This is a genomic window from Polaromonas sp. (genome assembly GCF_012927415.1).
Taxonomy (GTDB): Bacteria; Pseudomonadota; Gammaproteobacteria; order Burkholderiales; family Burkholderiaceae_C; genus Polaromonas.
Genome location: NZ_JABBPF010000057.1, coordinates 1 through 18,458, shown reverse-complemented (window position 1 = coordinate 18,458; position 18,458 = coordinate 1). Strand labels below are relative to the sequence as shown.

Below are 18,458 nucleotides of genomic sequence, written 5' to 3'. Positions count from 1 at the left end.
TTGGCAGCGCTTGCTGGTCAAGAGGTTTTTTGCGGTGCGTAAGGTTGATTGGAGTTTGAATTGAGTCTTGGCAAAACCGAAGTCGGTGGTTCGTGCGAGCAGATGCTGCTGCGCATCAGTTCAGCGCTGGACGAAGCACTATCCGACATGGATCAAGCCGGTCTGGCGTCTCATTTGGCAACTTGCCCATCCTGCCGGGTTCAAGCTGCCGAAGTAGCTGCTGTTGACCAATTGTTCAGGGCATTGCAAAACACGCGTTCTGCGCAGACTGCACCCACCGCAGACTTTGCGCAGCAGGTAATGAAGCAGATCGGTGTGGAAAAAGCCACTTGCGGCGGGATTTTGCAATTCACACAGCGGGTAGCGCAAGACAAGAATTTACAAAGCCTGTTTCGGCCGGCAGCCAGCATGGCGTTATTTGTTGATTTGTTCATGCGCGCGGGATGGCAGCGCGGCTATTGCTTCAGCAGTGGTGAAGTGGTCAATCTGCTCAATACCCGTCAGGCCGCTAACGACGATCTGAGCGACGAGCAACTGGACATGGTGGTCGCTGGCGTTGGTCCTAACAGTGCGGCCTTGCATGCCTTCCTTGGCGATGTACTGCAGAACTGGTTCAAACCGCCCGTTTAAATATGTTGGAACAATTCAAACGGACTCGTTACTCACCTCATAACCCGCTTTTCACCTTGTTGCAGCTCGGGTGATGACGGTCATGCAAAAGAGCTGCTTTTCAACACAGAAAGAAATCACTATGACCAACGAAGAACTGGCCAAAAGCATGGGCCAAATTTATGCGAAATGCTGGAAAGATGAAGCCTTCAAGCAAAAATTGCTGGCTGATCCGAAAGCAACGTTGCTGGCTGAGGGCGTAACGTTCGCAGCTAATGTGGCGGTCAAGGCCGTCGCGGACACCGATAAGGAAGTTCATCTGGTTATCCCAGCCAAACCAACGGACCTGTCAGATGAGGATCTGGAATCGGTCGCCGGAGGTTTTCTCTGCATGAGCGGCGGCGGCCCTAATTGCCTCGGCGGTTTGACTGTGTCCACTATCGGCACTGTATTTTGCGGTGTCCCTCTGACACAGGGCATGACCACAGTTCCGCTTTGCGCTTGCCTGTAACTGTAAAAACTTTTTAAGCTTTTAGTTTCCCCCTCGGCTTAGTAGCAATAAGCCTGCTTTCGGCCGAGGGGCATGGCTAACGCAGCGATTGGATTGTTCCCATTTTTCTCTGCGGGAAATGCAGGAATGTTGCACGTGCACGTGCACTGGCATTTTCTGACGTTGATCTGCGGCCGTTTGTTTCTGGATGCCTGGCAGCCAACCAGGGTGTTGTGCTTTCAATTGTTAGAGCCCTATGTTGAACAAGAAAATTTCCTTTAAAGCCCATCTGCATGTGGAAATTATCCCCGGGGAAGGAGTGCTAATCCTGTCTGAAGAGGCCGCAAAAGCATTGCACGGCAGCACCTATGAAAAGGTTGTCACTTTGATTGATGGACAGCGCAGTGCAGACGAGATCGTGGATGTGCTGGCGGGACAGGTTCATGCTGCCAAGGTGTATTACGTGCTCAATGACATGCAAGCCAAGGGCTACCTCGTTGAGTCCATGCCGGACATGCCGAGGGATGCGGCAGCGTTTTGGCATGGCTCGGGGGTCGAGGTTGACGCTGTATTGGTGGCATTGCGCAGCAAGCGCGTATCGGTCCAGATCGTTGGAGGAGCCGATGGTACGGCCATGGTGCCGGCGCTCAAGGCCATGGGTGTCGCCGTCGGCCCGCTCGATGGCGCCGACCTGCAGTTGGTGCTGACGGATGATTATTTGCGGGATGAACTGGCGGCAATCAACGCGGTGGCGCTACAGGCCAATCGTCCGTGGCTTCTGGTGCGCTCGACCGGGCGCGAATTATGGCTGGGCCCGCTGTTTCAGCCAGGTGAAACGGGATGCTGGGCGTGCCTCAGCCAACGCCTCATGCGCAATCGGGCAGTGCACCGGTTTGCGGCGGAAAAAAATAGCCTGGGTAGGCCGCCTTTGACGGCGCTGGGTGCTCTGCCTGCGACACAGGCTGCTGCGTGCCAGATGGCCGCCGTCGCTGCAGCGCAGTTTCTGTCTGGCGCGGACACTGAACTCACCGGCAAGGTGCTGAGCCTCGATTGGCCAACGTATGCGTCGCAGACCCATGTGCTGGTACGTCATCCACATTGCCCAGCCTGCGGAACCGTGGAAATACCGGAGATGCGGCCCCTGCTGCTGGAACCGGGCAAGGCCAACTTTGTACGCGATGGTGGGCACCGCAGCGTTCCCCCGGAAAAGACGCTGCAGAAATACTTGCACTTGGTCAGCCCCATCACGGGCGTAGTGCGGATGCTGGCACCGGTACGCCGGGACGAGGGGCTGGCTCACGTCTATATGGCGGGGCATAACAACGCCATCAAAATGGATCGGCTTGTTCACTTGAAACAGGGCTTGCGCACTGCCAGCGCAGGGAAGGGTGTGTCGGAAGTACAGGCCAAGGTGAGTGCGCTGTGTGAAGCGGTCGAGCGATACAGCGGTGAATTGACCGGCGGTGAAATGCGGGTCACGCGAGCATTCCAGGACTGGCCCGACGGTGAAGCCATTCATCCCAATGACGTCATGCGATACAGCGAGTGGCAGTATTCAAACCGGGATATATTAAATCAGAAAATCTCACACTTTAATAAGGTACCTGCGCCGTTAACTGCGTCGACGCCGATTGACTGGACCCCTTTGTGGTCATTGACAGCACAGCGCCATAAATATCTTCCTACACAATTGGTGTATTTCCGCGCCTCTGCTACTGAAACGGATAAATCTTTCTACTCCATGGGATGTTCGAACGGTAACGCGTCAGGTAACACGCTGGAAGAAGCGATCCTGCAAGGCTTTTTTGAATTGGTGGAGCGCGATGCCGTGGCCATGTGGTGGTACAACCGGTTGCTTAAACCCGCGGTGGCGGTCGACACTTTTGGGGAGCCGTATCTTCTGGTGCTTGCAGATCACTATCGCCAGCACTACCAACGCGAAATGTGGGCCCTGGACCTGACCACCGATTTGGGAATTCCGGTATTCGTAGCTGTCTCAAAACGGATGGAGGGCAAGGAAGAACATATCGTGGTCGGCTTGGGCTGTCACCTAGATGCACGCATCGCCTTGCAGCGCGCTTTTGCGGAAATGAACCAGATGCTGGGTATGGCGCATACCGGCGAAGGTGGTGAGCTATCGATCGAGGATCACGAAACCCTGGCGTGGTTGCGGCACGCGACCGTGAGCAATCAACCTTATTTGGTGGGCGACCCCGCTCAGCCATTCACGCGTTTTACCGATCATCCAGTTCAGCACAGCGGCGACTTCCTGCAGGACATTGGTCACTGCCGCAGCATCATTGAGGCGCAAGGCATGGAGATGCTGGTTCTGGATCAAACCCGCGCGGATGTGAAGATGCCAGTGGTTAAGGTGGTGGTGCCGGGCTTGCGGCATTTCTGGGCGCGTTTTGCACCAGGGCGCCTGTATGACGTGCCTGTCAAGATGGGCTGGCTGCCACAAGCGCTGCGCGAAGATGAGCTGAACCCGATTCCGGTTTTCTTTTAGGTAGATGCCCACTCCCAAAGCAGTCTGTGTACCCTTGAGAGTTGTGCCTTGCGCCGCCTAGTTGGCGCCGGGTTAGCTGGCCCGTTGTTGGGGAGTTGAAAGAAATTTCTGGAATTTGTTTTGATGGCTCAGCGTTATTTTTCCAATTGATGAAAGATGCAGGGGTTAGCTGAATTTGACTTCAGCAAAGAGGAATGCGGCAGAACTGCATGCGCCCTCATCCGTTTCGGTCAGTCATCACTTAGAGAAAAGCCGCACAATCACCCCATGACGCTGACCGAACTCAAATACATCGTCGCCGTGGCGCGAGAGAAGCACTTTGGCAAGGGTGCCGAGGCCTGCCACGTCTCGCAGCCCACGCTCAGCGTGGCGATCAAGAAACTGGAGGAAGAACTCCAGGTCAAGCTGTTTGAGCGCAATGCGAACGAAATCACCGTCACGCCCTTGGGCGAAGAAATCGTGCGCCAAGCGCAAAGCGTGCTGGAGCAGGCCGACAACATCCGCGAGATTGCCCGGCGCGGCAAAGACCCGCTCGCTGGCGCCTTGCGGCTCGGCCTGATTTATACAATAGGTCCCTATCTGCTGCCCGATCTGGTGCGCCAGATCATCGCGCATACGCCTCAGATGCCGCTGATATTGCAGGAAAACTTTACCGTCAAGCTGCTCGAGGAGTTGCGCACGGGTGAAATTGATTGCGCGATTCTGGCCGAACCCTTTCCCGACGCCAATCTAGCGATTGCCCCACTTTACGACGAGCCTTTCATGGCGGCAGTTCCAGGTAGTCACCCGCTCGCCGCGCGCAACAGTGTAACGGCCGAAGAGCTGAAAAAGGAAACCATGCTGTTGCTGGGCACCGGCCACTGCTTTCGGGACCATGTGCTGGAAGTCTGCCCCGAGTTTGCGCGTTTCTCCAGCAGTGCCGAGGGCATCAGCAAGAGCTTTGAAGGATCGTCGCTGGAAACGATCAAGCACATGGTGGCCGCCGGCATGGGTATCACGCTGGTGCCGCGCCTGGGCGTTCCGAAAGAAGCGCTCGCGGAACAATCAGCGGCAAAAAAAGGCAGCACCGGCAAAGACGATTCAGTCGCCGGTCAAGCCTCGTTCATCAAATACCTGCCCTTTGAAGGCCATGTGCCGACCCGGCGCGTGGTGCTGGCCTGGCGCCGCAGTTTTACACGTTACGAAGCCATCGCCGCGCTGCGCAACGCGATCTACGCCTGCGAACTGCCAGGCGTCTCGCGCCTGTCGTGAGGAGGTCAATGAGCGCGCCATCGCATTGGCCTCGCGCGGGAGGCGGTGAGGCGGATAGCGGCGCGCTGTTGTTGCATCCGGCTTGACTCCGTAAAGTGCATACTGTCCAACCCAATTCCTGAAAGGAAAATCATGACGCAAACTTCTGTCCCATCCTCAGTTTCACCTGCCTCATCGGCGCCCGCCATCAACATCGGCATCAACGAAAAAGACCGTGCAGCCATTGCCCAGGGGCTCAGCCGCCTGCTCGCCGACACTTATACGCTGTACCTTACGACGCACAACTTTCACTGGAATGTGACGGGGCCGATGTTCAACGCCCTGCACACCATGTTCATGACGCAGTACACCGAGCTGTGGAATGCGGTGGACCCGGTGGCCGAGCGAATTCGCGCGCTGGGGCATCCGGCCCCCGGTTCCTACGCGCAGTTCAGCCAGCTGGCTTCGGTACCGGACGTCCCCGCGACGCCGCCGAAGGCGCTTGAAATGGTGCGCATCCTGGTGCAGGGCCATGAAGCCGTGGCGCGCACCGCGCGCGGTTTATTTCCGCTGGCCGACAAGGCCAATGACCAGCCGACGGCAGACCTGCTGACCCAGCGCCTGACGGTGCACGAACAAGCCGCCTGGATGCTGCGCTCCCTGCTCGAAGACTGAATACCCCGATTTAGCCTTGGCCCTGCCTGATTTTTTTGACGATGAATGTCGCCGACGCCAAGCGCAAACTTTCGCTCTACCTTGAATTGATCCGCTGGGACCGGCCGGCCGGCTGGCTGTTACTGCTGTGGCCGACCCTGTCGGCCTTGTGGGTCGCTTCGCATGGTTTTCCTGGCTGGCGCCTGGTGGCGGTGTTTACGCTGGGAACTTTTTTGATGCGCAGCGCGGGCTGCTGCGTCAACGATGTAGCCGACCGGGAGTTTGATCGCCACGTCATGCGCACTGCCCGGCGGCCCGTCACCAGCGGTGCGTTGTCAGTGAGGGCTGCACTGGGCTTGGGAGCGCTGCTGGCGTTGCTGGCCTTTGGTCTGGTTCTGTCCACCAACGCGGTCACCATCGCCTGGTCGTTTGCCGCGCTGCTGGTCACGCTGATTTACCCGTTTGCCAAGCGTTATGTCGCCATGCCGCAGGCAGTGCTCGGCGTGGCTTTCAGCTTTGGAATTCCCATGGCTTTTGCTGCAGTTCAGTCCCGTGTGCCCTTGCTGGCCTGGATTTTGTTGCTGGGCAACCTGTTCTGGGTGCTCGCTTATGACACTGAATACGCCATGGTGGACCGTGACGACGACCTGCGGATCGGCATGAAAACGTCTGCCATCACGCTCGGGCGCTTTGACGTAGCCGGGATCATGCTCTTTTACCTGGTTTTTCTGTCCATTTGGGCTCTCGTCCTTGCATATCGGTTGCCGTCAGCTATTTATTTGATAGCATTTTTTGTGGCTTTGCTGCAGGCGCTGTGGCATGGCTGGCTGATCCGCCGACGGGCGCGCGATGATTGCTTCAAGGCCTTTCGCCTCAATCACTGGCTGGGTTTCACGGTATTCGTGGGCATTTTCCTGTCTTACTGGGGGCGTTGACGAGAGTGAGCGCTGTGCAGCAGGCTGGCAGCTGCTTGCCAGCCATAGTCACGCCCAAAAAAAAGCCCGCGTAACGCGGGCTTTTTGAATCTCAACCGGCTGGCGGAGCCAGGCCAATGAAGTGTAGATCAGCTTACTTTGCAGCGGCAGGAGCCGCTTTTTTAGCCATTTTGGCTTTTGACCTGGATTTTGCTTTGGCTTTTGCCTTGGATTTTGCTTTGACCGGTGTTGCAGCTTTTTCGGCAGGTGCTGCCATTGGCGCTGCGGCAGGTGCGGCAGGTGCGGCCATTGGTGCGGCGGGGGTCTGGGCGGCCGCTGGAGTGGAGATCACGGCCAAAGGCATGGCGAGAACAGCGGCGCTGGCGAGGATGGACAGAAATTTTTTCATGACGAACTCCGGAGTGTTGGAAAAGTACCTACGCGCATGCTGCCAAGTTTCCCAGCGGTGTGGCTGGCTCCAGGCGTCACGTTCGTGATTTGTTAACGCCCGGGCGCGGGAGTCGGTTGACTGACTCTTTCAAGCGTGAAAAAAACATTTGCGAACGATCGAGGGTGGCAGTGAAAAGGGAATCAGACGCTATTAAAAGCATAGCTATAACCAGCAGTACTCATTGAACAAGCGATTGTTTTCAATGAAAATCTTAAGTGGTGCCGAATTCATCTCCCAGCTCACTGGCGCGCTGGCGGGCTGCGTGAATGGCGCTGATGAAATGCTGCTGCACGCCGTCTTGGTCCATGCGCGTGAGGGCTGCGTAAGTCGTGCCGCCTTTGGACGTCACACGGGCGCGCAGCACTTCGGGCGGCTCTTCGGACTGCCGGGCCAGCGCCGAGGCGCCGACAAAAGTCCCGACCGCCAGTTGGTGGGCTTGTTCGCGGCTCAAACCCATGTCGGTACCGGCCTGGATCATGGCTTCAAGGAAGTAAAACACATAGGCCGGGCCCGAGCCCGACAGGGCGGTTACGGCATCGAGCTGTTCTTCCTGGCGCAGCCAAAGATAGTCGCCCGTGGTCTGGACCACCCGCTCCACGGTTTGCCGGTCTGCCGGCGTCGCGGCTGGGCGGGCAAAGAGGGCGGTCATACCCAAACCAACCAGCGCCGGCGTATTGGGCATGGCGCGCACCACGCGCTCGGTGGACAGCCAGCGGGCAATGCTGTCGGAACGGATGCCAGCGGCCACGCTCAGGTGCAGGGCCGTCCGGACATGCGCGCTGGCCTGCCCCGCAGCTTCCCTGAAAGTTTGCGGCTTGATGGCCCAGACGACCAGGCTGGCGCGAGCCAGCGACGCATCGGGAGAGGCGCTTACGGCCACCTGGAACTGCTGCGTAAGTCTGGCCTGCTGTTCGGCAAAAGGCTCGACCACTTGAATCTGGCTGGCGGCCATACCGCGTTTGAGCAGCCCGCCAATGATGGCGCTGGCCATGTTGCCGCCACCTATGAAGGCGACGTGTTCAATATTGCTGTCTGGGGTTTTGGAGTTCATGGTCCTGGTGTGTGATGAAAATCCGGCGGGTTTTGAAAACCTGCATCCGGCAACGGATTGCCGCCGAGGCTGCTGGGCAGTATGCCGGTTTACTTGAGCACCGTCTGCCGCACGGCATGCTCCCATTGCGCCATCAGGCCAGCGGCGCGTTCGGCGCCGAGCGTCGGCATGAAGGTGCGTTCGGCCTGCCACAAATTGGCTAACTCGTCGGTATTGCGATACACGCCGCTGGACAGTCCCGCCAGATATGCTGCGCCTAGCGCAGTCGTTTCAGTCACCGCCGGCCGGATCACCGGGATGCCCAGCAGGTCGGCCTGGAACCGCATCAGCAGATCGTTGACGCAGGCGCCGCCATCGACCCGCAGTTCGGCCACGGGCGCGGCGCCGGCGGCGACCGCATCGCGGCTCATGGCCAGCAGCAACGCCGCGCTCTGGTAAGCAATGCTTTCCAGCGCCGCGCGCGCCACTTGGGCCACCGTGGTGCCGCGTGTCAGGCCCGTGATAGTGCCGCGGGCCTCCGGTTTCCAGTAGGGCGCGCCCAAGCCGGTAAAGGCCGGCACCATCATCACGCCGCCCGAGTCGGGCACGCTTTGGGCCAGCGCCTCAACTTCGGCGCTGCCCTTGATGGCATTCAAGCCGTCGCGCAGCCACTGCACCACGGCGCCGCCGACAAATACGCTGCCTTCCATGGCAAATTCGGTTTGCGCGGTGGTTTGCGCAGCACTGGTAGTAAGCAGGCCGTTGCGCGACAGCTGGAACTGGTTGCCGGTATGCATCAGCATGAAGCAGCCAGTGCCATAGGTGTTCTTGGCCATGCCGGCCTTGAAGCAGGCTTGGCCAAACAGCGCGCTTTGCTGGTCACCGGCAACGCCGCCAATGGCGATGCCGTGGCCCAGCAGATCGGGCCTGATTTCGCCGAAGTGGGCGCTGGACGGCTTGACTATTGGCATGAGCGATGCGGGTATGTCCAGCAGCGCCAGCAGTTCGTCATCCCACTGGTTGGTGTGCACATTGAACAACATGCTGCGCGACGCGTTGCTGACATCCGTGGCATGCACCGCGCCGCCGGTCAGCTGCCAGATCAGCCAGCTGTCGATGGTGCCAAAGGCGAGCTCGCCGCGATCGGCCTGCGCCCGGGCGCCGGGCACATGATCGAGCAGCCATTTCAGCTTGGTGCCGGAGAAATAGGCGTCGATCAGCAGGCCGGTTCTGGACTGGATCAGCGCCTCATGGCCCTGCTCGCGCAACTGGGCACAGGTGGCTTCAGCCCGCCGGTCCTGCCAGACGATGGCATGATGAAGCGGCTGGCCGGTCTTGCGATGCCAGACGACGGTGGTTTCTCGCTGGTTGGTGATGCCGACGGCGCGAATCTCGCTCGCCTTCAGCCCCGCCATGCCGAGGGCCTGGCGGGCGGTGGCCAGCTGGCCGCGCCAGATTTCCATCGGGTCGTGCTCGACCCAGCCGGGCCGGGGGAATATTTGCGGCAATTCCTGCTGGGCCTGCGCCACGATACGGCCGTCTTCATCAAAGACAATGCTGCGGGAACTGGAGGTGCCCTGGTCGAGTGCGAGCAGATAGGTCATGGCATAAAAGGTAAAAAAATCGCGGGGAAGGCCGGGAACTCGCGTTGGCGTTGGCGCTGACGTCAGTCCAGTGCGATGTCGCAGCGGACGCCGGATTCGGCGAGCAGGGCGGGAAAAGGCTCGGGTGGCGGCTGATCGGTGAAAAGCCGGTCGATCTGAGGCAGCCGGGCCAGCTCGACCATGGCCGGCCGGTTGAACTTGCTGCCATCGGCGGCCAGCCAGACCTCGCGGGCATGCGCAATGATGGTCTGCGCCACCTTGACCTCGCGGTAGTCGAAGTCGCGCAGCGAGCCGTCAGCTTCAATGCCGGAAATGCCGATCAGTGCAATGTCTACCTTGAACTGGCGAATGAAATCGACCGCCGCCTCGCCCACAATGCCGCGGTCGCGCGGCCGGACCACACCGCCGGCGACGATCACCTCGCAGTCTGGGTTGTCGCACAGGATGGCCGCCACGTTGATGTTGTTGGTAATGACCCGCAGCCCCTTATGGCGTAGCAGGGCTTTGGCAATCGCCTCGGTGGTGGTGCCAATGTTGAGGATCAGCGAGCAGCCGTTGGGCACCTGATTTGCCACAGCGCGTGCAATGCGCGCTTTGCCTTCGGCGTTCAGGCTTTCGCGCTGCTGGTGCGCAAGGTTCTCGACGGTGGAACTGGGCACCCGCACGCCGCCGTGGAAGCGGGTCAGCAGCCCGGCGTCAGCCAGACGCTGAACATCGCGCCGAACCGTTTGCAGCGTCACCTCCAGCTGATCGGCCAGCTGCTCGACCGATGCCGAGCCGTGGGTGCGCACGACTTCAAGGAGTTTGATTTGCCGGGGGTTGGAGTTCACAAAATTTAGAGAGGCCAAGAATTAAAACGACTTTATATCGAAATAAAAGGAAAAGAATAAGGGAAAACTATTGGTTTAAAAGGACAAAAAAGAAGAAAATAAAACATATTCGAACAACAACAATGCCGCCCAAGGAGTGTTTTTGTTATTCACTGTCCAACCACCCCGCGTTAATTTTTTCTTGCCGGTAAAACGGCGGAATGTGGTCTCTCGCGTGGTGTTTCATCGTGCTGGAGCCACTTGATGCAGCTGGCGCTCGATGAGATCAGTAAAAAAGTCGGGCCCGAGCAATGGCTCCACACCATGAGCCTGGCGCCGCGCACAGGCGAAGTCACGGTACTGCTGGGCGCCACCCAGGCCGGCAAGACCAGTCGCATGCGCATCATGGCCGGGCTGGATGTGCCGACGCAGGGGAAGGTGTTGGTGGATGGGATGAATGTCACCGGAACGGCGGTGCGCGAGCGCAATGTCGCCATGGTCTACCAGCAGTTTATCAACTACCCTTCGATGAGGGTGGCCGACAACATCGCCTCGCCCCTGAAGCTGCGCGGCGAAAAGAACATTGACGAAACCGTGCGCAACCTGGCGGCGCGCCTGCATATCGAGATGTTTCTGGATCGCTACCCAGCCGAGCTGTCGGGTGGCCAGCAGCAGCGCGTGGCGCTGGCGAAAGGCGCGCCGCTGATGCTGCTTGATGAGCCGCTGGTCAACCTGGATTACAAGCTGCGCGAGGAGCTGCGGGAAAAGTTGACGCAACTGTTCACCGCCGGCGATTCGACCGTGATCTATGCCACCACCGAGCCTGGCGAAGCATTGCTGCTGGGGGGCTACACCGCGGTGCTGGACCGGGGCGAGCTGCTGCAGTACGGCGCTACCGCTGAGGTGTTTCACTCTCCCTGCTCACTCCGCGTTGCCCGAGCCTTTAGCGATCCGCCGATGAACCTGATCGCTGCCCTGCCGGCGGCGCATGGCGTGCGGCTCGCCGGCGGTCCTGATCTTGAGATGGCGTTGCCGCCTGCCTCGCTCCAGAGCCTGGCTTCGCTCACGGTCGGTATTCGGGGCAGTTCGATTCGGGTCGACGCCCGCGCGGGAGGTGTGCCTTTGGCTGGCACGGTCGAGTTGGCCGAGATTTCTGGCTCCGAGACCTATGTGCATGTCGCAACAGCCGTCGGTGAACTGGTCGCCCAGCTGACGGGCGTGCATTACTTTGAGCTGGGCGCGCCGCTCACGCTTTACCTTGATCCCGCACACGTTTATCTGTTCGATGCCGCCGGCAATCTGCTGGTGGCATCGGCACGAAAGGGAGGGCATTGAGGATGGCCCGCATTGAACTTGACCTGGCCCATGCCTACAGGCCCAACCCCAGGCAGGACAGTGACTATGCGCTGCTGCCTTTGAAGATGACCTATCGCGATGGCGGTGCCTATGCGCTGCTCGGTCCCTCGGGCTGCGGCAAGACCACCTTGCTCAACATCATTTCAGGTCTGGTGGCGCCGTCACAGGGCAGCGTCAGGTTTGACGGCGTTGACATGACCCCGGCCACACCGCAACAACGCAACATTGCGCAGGTGTTTCAGTTTCCGGTGATCTACGACACCATGACCGTGGCCGAGAACCTGGCGTTTCCACTGCGCAACCGCAAGGTCCCCGAGGACCAGATTAAAAAACGCGTGGGTGAAATTGCCGATATGCTGGACAGGCGCGGTCTGATCAATCAACGGGCTTCCGGCCTGGCGGCCGATGCCAAGCAGAAAATATCGCCAGGCCGGGGGCTGGTGCGGCCCGACGTGTCGGCAGTCCTGTTCGACGAGCCGCTGACGGTGATCGACCCGCACCTGAAGTGGCAGCTGCGGCGCAATCTCAAGCAGATTCACCGCGAACTCAGGCTCACCCTGATCTATGTGACGCATGACCAGGTCGAAGCATTGACTTTTGCTGACGAAGTGGTGGTCATGACTCAGGGTCGTGCCGTGCAAACCGGCTCTGCCGATGCGTTGTTTGAACGGCCGCGGCATACCTTCGTCGGCCATTTCATCGGCTCGCCCGGTATGAAATTTTTGCCTGGCGCCCGGCGTACCGTCGGCGGTGCGCCAGCGCAGCATCAGCACGGTCAAGCAATGCCCGCCTTTCGTTGATGCGATGACCCACGGGTTTGTCATATTGCTGCCTTGCGATATCACCGTAAGTGCCGGGCAGTTCAGTTGGGCCTGGCCGTTAGCCGCGATGGCGGTGCCTGGCCATCCCCGTGCGCCGCTGAGCTTTCATGTACCGGAACAGGTAGCAGACTCACCGTTAGCGCATGGGCACCGTTCAATCTTGAAGTTCCACAGCTTCTGGACTATCGAACTTGATCCAGGCTGGTCTTTGATGGCGGTGCAGCCGATTAATCGCGATGATTTACCGTTCCGGCTGATTAGCGGGGTGGTTGATGCAGACCAATTCAATGACGTTGGCATTAACTTTCCCGCTACCTGGAACGACTCGAATTTTAGCGGCGTGCTACCTCGCGGCATGCCGATTGCGCAGTGCTATCCGGTCTCACGCGAGATCCCCATGTTGGTATGCGAAGCGATGTCAGAAGCGCGGATACGCCGATACGACGAATTGGCTACGCAGATCATGAATGGACCAGGGGTGTACCGTCGCCAACATCGTAGCAAGCGCGGCGCGCCTTGAGCTAATCGTGAGAGCTTTGAAGCGCAACGCGCAGCCCGTTCAGGTCCAGCCATATTCGGCCTTCGCTTGCCGCTCCAAGCGCGTGGGCAATACGACCGAAGTTGTCTTGGTGCAAGCGGTATGCGCGCCCATAGGCGCGCATCGCTTCGTCGATATGGCCGCTGTCCTGCAGAACAATACCCAGGTTCACCTGCGCGTCGGCGCGGTTGGGCATCAGCTGCAACACCCTGCGCAATGCTCGCGTGGCACCGTCCAGATCGCGCAGGTCCTGTCGTACCAATGCCAGCTCAAACCATGTATCGGCGTGATCCGGCGCGAGCCCGGCAGCTTGCTCCAGCATCTGCGAGGCTGCCTGCAACTGCCCGTATTGACGCTGCAACGTGCCCAAGGTCAGGCAGATTCCGGGACGCTCGGGTTCCAATTGGTGAGCGCGCTCCCAGCCAGCAATGAAAATTGTTAAAGATGCTTTTATGGAAACAGGATATAAATTTTATGGCGACTGAATTTCTACCTTCGCCGACAAGGCGCAAAGACTTAATAGACGCGCTTGCACGGCCGCATCTTTACGACATTGTTGTTATTGGAGGTGGAGCGACTGGTTTGGGCGTAGCGCTTGATGCCGCAGCACGCGGTTTTTCCGTCGTGCTGGTCGAATCGCATGACTTTGCAAAGGGTACGTCGTCACGCGCTACCAAGCTGGTGCATGGCGGGGTTCGTTATCTGGCCCAAGGTAACATTTCGCTGGTGCGTGAAGCTTTGCATGAGCGTTCCACTCTGCTGGCCAACGCACCGCACCTGGCACAGCCGCTGCCGTTTGTCATGCCTTCCTACAAATTTTGGGAAGCGCCGTTTTATGGCGTGGGTCTCAAGATCTATGACGCGCTGGCTGGAAAAGACGGACTGGGTAATACCGAATTCATGAACCGTGCCGAAACCCTGGCGCACCTGCCGACGCTCCAGCCACAAGGATTGAAAGGCGGCGTCAAGTACTGGGACGGCCAGTTTGACGACGCCCGGCTGGCGCTGGCGCTGGCGCGTACGGCAGCCCGGCACGGTGCGCTGCTGGTGAATTACTGCGCCGCCACCCGGCTGATCCACGAAGACGGAAAGGTCGTCGGCCTGTGGGTGGAAGACCAGGAAACAGGTCATACCCATGAGTTGCGTGCGGGCTGCGTGGTCAATGCCACCGGGGTCTGGGTTGACCGGTTGCGCCTGCAGGATGGCCAGGCGATTGGCCGCGAAACCAAGCCGATGGTCGCCCCCAGTCAAGGCGTTCATATCGTGGTCGACCGCGAGTTCCTGCCCACCGACCATGCTCTGCTGATTCCTAAAACGGCCGATGGCCGGGTGCTGTTTGCCGTGCCTTGGCTAGGCAAGACCATCCTGGGTACCACCGATACGCCGCGCCGCGATCTGGCGCGCGAGCCGTTGCCGTTCCGAAGGGAAGTGGATTTCATCCTGCGCGAGTCGGCTCGCTACCTGAGCCGGGCGCCTGGTCCAGCCGATATCAGGAGCATCTGGGTTGGATTGCGGCCGCTGGTGAAACCGGCAGACGAGGATGCCGGCAACACTCGGGCGCTCTCGCGCGAGCACACCGTGCTGGTCAGTAAAAGTGGCCTGGTCACCGTGACCGGTGGCAAATGGACAACTTACCGCGCGATGGCGGAGGACGTGCTGGATAAATGTTTTTCCGCAAACTTGCTTGCACCGCGCAAGGGCATACCGACCGACCATCTCAAGCTGGTCGGCGCGCGCGCGTCGTCCGTCAAAATAAGCGATCCGCCCGGGTTGCATCTTTACGGCAGCGAAGCCGACGCAGTGCGGGCATTGTCAGGGGCCGATCGGGAACTGGGCGGCGGTTTGACGGAAGCTATGGTGCGGTTCGGCGCCCGATACGAATACGCCCGTACCGTGGAAGATCTACTGGCCCGGCGCTCACGCCTGTTATTTCTGGATGCTGCATTGGCCCGTGAACTGGCCCCGGAAGTGGCCGCCGTGTTGCAACAGGAAAACTGTACAAACCCGCAACTAGCGCCTTTTCTTGCGCTTTGCGGGCAATACCTCAGTTTGCCGGCCTGAGCGGCTGGCCTCTGCCGGATGCATCGATCTCGACTGAAACAGGCAGACCGGAACCGGGTAATGCTATTGTTAAAATAGCATTAAAGATCCATAAATACTGGACCTGCTGCGTATTTGACCCATTGTCTAGTGACATAAGCGAAGGGCTTTTAGCTTCCCTGATGTCGACGACCGAAGTTCTCGGGGTCGAAGCGGGGCATTTTTGCGATTGGCAGTAGAAATATTTTTACTGGGTTAGTTGACTCTACTATCGGATTGGATGATAATCGTGGGCTTCGCCGTCAAAGGCGGGGAATTCTGCCTAACGGAAGCATTGCAAGTGGTTTGCATTGTGGACGACGGGCCCAAGACTGATTGGTGGGTGGTTTGCATGCATTTGGCATGCGTACTGCTGATGCTGGTGCAAGTTGGGACTATATTTAAATGATTCAAACGCAATCCAAACTCGATGTTGCTGACAACACGGGTGCTAAATCCGTGATGTGCATCAAAGTGCTGGGCGGATCCAAGCGCCGGTACGCCAGCGTTGGTGACGTCATCAAGGTGAGTATTAAAGAAGCCGCTCCGCGTGGCCGCGTCAAAAAAGGCGAGGTTTACAGTGCTGTGGTCGTTCGCACCGCCAAAGGCATCCGCCGCGGAGACGGCTCGCTCGTCAAATTCGACGGCAATGCAGCAGTGCTGCTGAATGCCAAACTGGAGCCCATCGGCACCCGCATCTTCGGACCAGTGACGCGTGAGTTGCGCACTGAAAAGTTCATGAAGATCGTGTCTCTGGCTCCTGAAGTTCTGTAAGGACCAAAGGCAATGAACAAGATTCGCAAAGGCGACGAGATCATCGTGATCACGGGTCGCGACAAAGGCAAGCGCGGCACGATTTCCTTGCGCGTTGACGACAGCCATGTGCTGGTGGACGGGATTAACTTGGTGAAAAAACACACCAAGCCCAATCCGCTTAAAGGCGCCACGGGTGGCATTGTTGAAAAAAGCATGCCGATTCACCAGTCCAATGTAGCCATTTTTAATGCGGCTTCGGGCAAAGCGGATCGCGTGGGCATCAAGTTGTTGGCTGACGGCAAAAAAGTGCGCGTCTTCAAGTCCAGTGGCGACGAAATTAAGGCTGCATGAGCATGGCAAAAACAGCACCGACCAAAGCACCCTCGCAGGCTCGCCTGCAGGCGCAATTTCGCGAAAAAATCGCACCGGCCTTGATAGAAAAGTTCGGCTACACGACGCCCATGCAGGTGCCGCGCATCACCAAGATCACACTCAATATGGGTGTGAGTGAGGCCGTCGCCGATAAGAAGGTCATGGATAACGCCGTGGCCGACATGGCCAAGATTGCAGGCCAGAAGCCTGTGGTGACCAAGGCCAAGAAAGCCATCGCCGGATTCAAGATTCGCGAAGATCTGCCGATTGGCTGCATGGTGACGCTGCGCGGCGTGCAGATGTATGAATTTCTCGATCGTTTCGTGACGGTGGCGTTGCCCCGTGTCCGTGACTTTCGCGGTATTTCGGGTCGGGCCTTTGATGGCCGCGGCAACTACAACATCGGCGTTAAAGAGCAGATTATTTTCCCTGAAATTGAATACGACAAGGTTGACGCCTTGCGCGGCCTCAATATCAGCATTACCACGACGGCCAAGACCGATGAAGAGTGCAAAGCACTTCTCACCGCCTTCCGTTTTCCGTTCAAGAACTGAGGCGGGATATGGCAAAACAAGCATTACTGCAACGTGAACTGAAGCGCGACAAGCTTGTCGCCAAGTTTGCCAAGAAGCACGCTGAATTCAAGGCAATCGCCAATGATTTCAAGCGCACCGATGACGAGCGCGCGCTGGCCCGTCTTGAGCTGCAAAAGTTGCCCCGCAACGCAAACCCGACGCGCCAGCGTAATCGCTGTGCCATTACGGGTCGCCCGCGCGGTACGTTCCGTCAATTCGGTTTGGCTCGCGCCAAAATTCGCGAATTGGCTTTTGCTGGTGATATCCCTGGTATCACCAAGGCAAGCTGGTAAGCAATAGGAGAACCCCAGATGAGTATGAGTGATCCTATCGCCGACATGTTGACACGCATTCGTAACGCGCAAATGGTTGAAAAGGCCGTTGTGCTAGTGCCGTCGTCGAAAGTCAAAGTCGCCATTGCACAGGTTTTGAAGGATGAGGGCTATATCGACGGCTTCTCCGTCAAGGCTAACGATGGCAAGCCCCAGCTGGAAATCGCCCTGAAGTATTACGCAGGCAAGCCCGTGATTGAGCGCATCGAGCGCGTCAGTCGCCCTGGTCTTCGTGTGTACAAGGGCCATGGCTCCATTCCTCAGGTCATGAACGGCCTTGGCGTGGCAATTGTCACAACGCCTCAAGGTGTCATGACTGATCGCAAAGCACGCGCTACCGGTATCGGTGGTGAAGTGTTGTGCTACGTGGCCTAACGGCGGCATTGAGGAGTAACTGAAATGTCCCGAGTAGCAAAAATGCCGATCGCCATCCCTCAGGGTGTGGACGTCGCAATCAAAGAAGACCAGATCAATGTCAAGGGCGCCCTCGGTGCCTTGGCGCTGACAAAAAATGCACATGTCGTCATCAAGAGTGAAGACGGCAAGCTGACTTTTGTGCCAGCCAATGAGTCTCGCCAAGCCAATGCCATGAGCGGCACGATGCGTCAGCTCGTGAACAACATGGTGGTTGGCGTCACCAAGGGTTTTGAGAAAAAACTGAACCTGGTTGGTGTGGGGTTTAAAGCCCAGGCTCAAGGCGACAAGCTGAATCTGACGGTAGGCTATTCCCACCCTGTGGTGATGGCTATGCCAGCGGGCATCACGGTCTCAACCCCGACGCCCACCGAGGTGGTCATCAAGGGCTCCGACCGTCAACGTGTAGGCCAGATTGCCGCTGAAGTACGCGCAGTTCGTCCTCCTGAGCCTTACAAGGGCAAGGGCATCCGTTATTCGGATGAAAAAATCACCATCAAAGAAACCAAGAAGAAATAAGGAGCTGCATTATGTTAACCAAAAAAGAGCAGCGTCTTCGTCGTTCCCGCCAGACCCGCATCCGCATTGCCAACCAAGGCGTTGCCCGTCTGTCCGTGAATCGCACCAATCTGCATATCTACGCCAGTGTTATTTCTGGCGACGGCACCAAAGTTCTGGCGTCCGCATCCACTGCTGAAGTGGAAGTGCGCAAGGAAATCGGCGGGTCGGGCAAGGGTGGAAATGTTGCTGCTGCGCAAGCCATTGGCAAGCGTATTGCCGAGAAGGCAAAAGCAGTGGGTGTAGAAAAAGTGGCGTTTGATCGCGCCGGTTTTGCGTACCATGGCCGCGTCAAAGCGCTGGCTGATGCGGCTCGCGAAGCTGGTTTGCAGTTCTAAGCAGACTGGAATTAAGTATGGC

At 58.4% G+C, this 18,458-nt stretch carries 21 protein-coding genes and 2 pseudogenes; 18 read left to right on the top strand and 5 right to left on the bottom strand.

What is annotated here, in order from left to right; all coding sequences use genetic code 11:
• Positions 1-60: 60 nt before the first annotated feature.
• The 7 genes and pseudogenes from HHJ19_RS06030 to ubiA all read left to right on the top strand — a co-directional run bounded on the left by HHJ19_RS06030 (position 61) and on the right by ubiA (position 6,424).
• Positions 61-630: an anti-sigma factor gene (locus tag HHJ19_RS06030; RefSeq protein WP_296904977.1), complete on the top strand. Its 570-nt coding sequence runs from the start codon at positions 61-63 to the stop codon at positions 628-630.
• 73 nt (positions 631-703) lie between these two features.
• Positions 704-1,120: an NHLP leader peptide family RiPP precursor gene (locus HHJ19_RS06025; RefSeq protein ID WP_366929385.1), complete on the top strand. Its 417-nt coding sequence runs from the start codon at positions 704-706 to the stop codon at positions 1,118-1,120.
• Between the two features lie 235 nt (positions 1,121-1,355).
• Positions 1,356-1,586: pseudogene (locus tag HHJ19_RS18010) on the top strand (hypothetical protein); the annotation flags it as partial.
• Between the two features lie 87 nt (positions 1,587-1,673).
• Positions 1,674-3,605, top strand: a complete 1,932-nt coding sequence (locus tag HHJ19_RS06020) for a TOMM precursor leader peptide-binding protein (RefSeq protein WP_296904976.1) — start codon at positions 1,674-1,676, stop codon at positions 3,603-3,605.
• 267 nt (positions 3,606-3,872) lie between these two features.
• Positions 3,873-4,856 carry a LysR substrate-binding domain-containing protein gene (locus HHJ19_RS06015; protein ID WP_296904974.1) on the top strand — a complete coding sequence of 328 codons (984 nt, stop codon included), beginning with the start codon at positions 3,873-3,875 and terminating at the stop codon, positions 4,854-4,856.
• 132 nt (positions 4,857-4,988) lie between these two features.
• Complete coding sequence (locus HHJ19_RS06010; RefSeq protein WP_296904972.1) at positions 4,989-5,510, top strand: Dps family protein; 522 nt, start codon at positions 4,989-4,991, stop codon at positions 5,508-5,510.
• 41 nt (positions 5,511-5,551) lie between these two features.
• Positions 5,552-6,424, top strand: a complete 873-nt coding sequence (ubiA, locus tag HHJ19_RS06005) for a 4-hydroxybenzoate octaprenyltransferase (protein ID WP_296904970.1) — start codon at positions 5,552-5,554, stop codon at positions 6,422-6,424.
• Positions 6,425-6,557: 133 nt separating this feature from the next.
• Here ubiA and HHJ19_RS06000 read toward each other — a convergent pair whose 3' ends face one another.
• The 4 genes from HHJ19_RS06000 to HHJ19_RS05985 form a co-directional block, all read right to left on the bottom strand.
• On the bottom strand, positions 6,558-6,713 hold the full coding sequence (locus HHJ19_RS06000) for a hypothetical protein (RefSeq protein ID WP_296904968.1): 156 nt from the start codon (positions 6,711-6,713) through the stop codon (positions 6,558-6,560).
• 352 nt (positions 6,714-7,065) lie between these two features.
• Positions 7,066-7,905, bottom strand: coding sequence for a pyrroline-5-carboxylate reductase (gene proC / locus HHJ19_RS05995; RefSeq protein WP_296904966.1), 840 nt, complete (start codon positions 7,903-7,905; stop codon positions 7,066-7,068).
• A gap of 89 nt (positions 7,906-7,994) precedes the next feature.
• Complete coding sequence (gene glpK / locus HHJ19_RS05990; RefSeq protein WP_296904964.1) at positions 7,995-9,488, bottom strand: glycerol kinase GlpK; 1,494 nt, start codon at positions 9,486-9,488, stop codon at positions 7,995-7,997.
• Between the two features lie 62 nt (positions 9,489-9,550).
• Positions 9,551-10,318 carry a DeoR/GlpR family DNA-binding transcription regulator gene (locus HHJ19_RS05985; RefSeq protein ID WP_296904962.1) on the bottom strand — a complete coding sequence of 256 codons (768 nt, stop codon included), beginning with the start codon at positions 10,316-10,318 and terminating at the stop codon, positions 9,551-9,553.
• Between the two features lie 243 nt (positions 10,319-10,561).
• Between HHJ19_RS05985 and HHJ19_RS05980 the strand changes: the two genes are divergently transcribed.
• The 3 genes and pseudogenes from HHJ19_RS05980 (at position 10,562) to HHJ19_RS05970 (ending at position 12,994) form a co-directional block, all read left to right on the top strand.
• Positions 10,562-11,632, top strand: a complete 1,071-nt coding sequence (locus HHJ19_RS05980; protein WP_296904960.1) for an ABC transporter ATP-binding protein — start codon at positions 10,562-10,564, stop codon at positions 11,630-11,632.
• Between the two features lie 2 nt (positions 11,633-11,634).
• Positions 11,635-12,381, top strand: a pseudogene (locus HHJ19_RS05975) (ABC transporter ATP-binding protein); the annotation flags it as partial.
• 76 nt (positions 12,382-12,457) lie between these two features.
• Positions 12,458-12,994 (top strand): hypothetical protein, encoded by a 537-nt coding sequence (locus HHJ19_RS05970; RefSeq protein ID WP_296904958.1) that lies wholly within the window; start codon positions 12,458-12,460, stop codon positions 12,992-12,994.
• A gap of 1 nt (position 12,995) precedes the next feature.
• Here HHJ19_RS05970 and HHJ19_RS05965 read toward each other — a convergent pair whose 3' ends face one another.
• A complete protein-coding gene (locus HHJ19_RS05965) occupies positions 12,996-13,382 on the bottom strand; it encodes a tetratricopeptide repeat protein (RefSeq protein WP_296904956.1) in 387 nt (128 codons plus the stop codon).
• Between the two features lie 104 nt (positions 13,383-13,486).
• On the opposite strand from HHJ19_RS05965, the gene HHJ19_RS05960 reads away from it, so the two are divergent.
• From HHJ19_RS05960 to rplR, 8 genes are all read left to right on the top strand, one after another.
• Positions 13,487-15,073: a glycerol-3-phosphate dehydrogenase/oxidase gene (locus HHJ19_RS05960; RefSeq protein ID WP_296904954.1), complete on the top strand. Its 1,587-nt coding sequence runs from the start codon at positions 13,487-13,489 to the stop codon at positions 15,071-15,073.
• 423 nt (positions 15,074-15,496) lie between these two features.
• A complete protein-coding gene (rplN, locus tag HHJ19_RS05955; protein WP_007869247.1) occupies positions 15,497-15,865 on the top strand; it encodes a 50S ribosomal protein L14 in 369 nt (122 codons plus the stop codon).
• A gap of 12 nt (positions 15,866-15,877) precedes the next feature.
• The gene (gene rplX / locus HHJ19_RS05950; RefSeq protein WP_296904952.1) at positions 15,878-16,198 is read left to right on the top strand and encodes a 50S ribosomal protein L24; all 321 of its coding nucleotides are present in this window, start codon (positions 15,878-15,880) and stop codon (positions 16,196-16,198) included.
• A 2-nt stretch (positions 16,199-16,200) separates the two neighbouring features.
• Positions 16,201-16,773, top strand: a complete 573-nt coding sequence (gene rplE, locus HHJ19_RS05945; protein WP_296904950.1) for a 50S ribosomal protein L5 — start codon at positions 16,201-16,203, stop codon at positions 16,771-16,773.
• 8 nt (positions 16,774-16,781) lie between these two features.
• Positions 16,782-17,087, top strand: coding sequence for a 30S ribosomal protein S14 (gene rpsN, locus HHJ19_RS05940; RefSeq protein WP_011799762.1), 306 nt, complete (start codon positions 16,782-16,784; stop codon positions 17,085-17,087).
• An 18-nt stretch (positions 17,088-17,105) separates the two neighbouring features.
• On the top strand, positions 17,106-17,501 hold the full coding sequence (rpsH, locus tag HHJ19_RS05935; RefSeq protein ID WP_296904947.1) for a 30S ribosomal protein S8: 396 nt from the start codon (positions 17,106-17,108) through the stop codon (positions 17,499-17,501).
• 24 nt (positions 17,502-17,525) lie between these two features.
• A complete protein-coding gene (rplF, locus tag HHJ19_RS05930) occupies positions 17,526-18,059 on the top strand; it encodes a 50S ribosomal protein L6 (RefSeq protein ID WP_296904945.1) in 534 nt (177 codons plus the stop codon).
• A gap of 11 nt (positions 18,060-18,070) precedes the next feature.
• Positions 18,071-18,436: a 50S ribosomal protein L18 gene (gene rplR / locus HHJ19_RS05925; RefSeq protein ID WP_296904943.1), complete on the top strand. Its 366-nt coding sequence runs from the start codon at positions 18,071-18,073 to the stop codon at positions 18,434-18,436.
• The last annotated feature ends 22 nt before the right edge of the window (positions 18,437-18,458 follow it).

Excerpts from the sequence above, each read along its gene's own strand:
- HHJ19_RS06025 (WP_366929385.1), top strand. The coding sequence starts at position 704 with ATGACGGTCATGCAAAAGAGCTGCTTTTCAACACAGAAAGAAATCACT.
- HHJ19_RS06015 (WP_296904974.1), top strand. The coding sequence starts at position 3,873 with ATGACGCTGACCGAACTCAAATACATCGTCGCCGTGGCGCGAGAGAAG.
- HHJ19_RS06010 (WP_296904972.1), top strand. The coding sequence starts at position 4,989 with ATGACGCAAACTTCTGTCCCATCCTCAGTTTCACCTGCCTCATCGGCG.
- ubiA (WP_296904970.1), top strand. The coding sequence starts at position 5,552 with ATGAATGTCGCCGACGCCAAGCGCAAACTTTCGCTCTACCTTGAATTG.
- HHJ19_RS06000 (WP_296904968.1), bottom strand. The coding sequence starts at position 6,713 with ATGGCCGCACCTGCCGCACCTGCCGCAGCGCCAATGGCAGCACCTGCC.
- proC (WP_296904966.1), bottom strand. The coding sequence starts at position 7,905 with ATGAACTCCAAAACCCCAGACAGCAATATTGAACACGTCGCCTTCATA.
- glpK (WP_296904964.1), bottom strand. The coding sequence starts at position 9,488 with ATGACCTATCTGCTCGCACTCGACCAGGGCACCTCCAGTTCCCGCAGC.
- HHJ19_RS05980 (WP_296904960.1), top strand. The coding sequence starts at position 10,562 with ATGCAGCTGGCGCTCGATGAGATCAGTAAAAAAGTCGGGCCCGAGCAA.
- HHJ19_RS05970 (WP_296904958.1), top strand. The coding sequence starts at position 12,458 with ATGACCCACGGGTTTGTCATATTGCTGCCTTGCGATATCACCGTAAGT.
- HHJ19_RS05960 (WP_296904954.1), top strand. The coding sequence starts at position 13,487 with ATGGCGACTGAATTTCTACCTTCGCCGACAAGGCGCAAAGACTTAATA.
- rplN (WP_007869247.1), top strand. The coding sequence starts at position 15,497 with ATGATTCAAACGCAATCCAAACTCGATGTTGCTGACAACACGGGTGCT.
- rplX (WP_296904952.1), top strand. The coding sequence starts at position 15,878 with ATGAACAAGATTCGCAAAGGCGACGAGATCATCGTGATCACGGGTCGC.
- rplE (WP_296904950.1), top strand. The coding sequence starts at position 16,201 with ATGGCAAAAACAGCACCGACCAAAGCACCCTCGCAGGCTCGCCTGCAG.
- rpsN (WP_011799762.1), top strand. The coding sequence starts at position 16,782 with ATGGCAAAACAAGCATTACTGCAACGTGAACTGAAGCGCGACAAGCTT.
- rpsH (WP_296904947.1), top strand. The coding sequence starts at position 17,106 with ATGAGTATGAGTGATCCTATCGCCGACATGTTGACACGCATTCGTAAC.
- rplF (WP_296904945.1), top strand. The coding sequence starts at position 17,526 with ATGTCCCGAGTAGCAAAAATGCCGATCGCCATCCCTCAGGGTGTGGAC.
- rplR (WP_296904943.1), top strand. The coding sequence starts at position 18,071 with ATGTTAACCAAAAAAGAGCAGCGTCTTCGTCGTTCCCGCCAGACCCGC.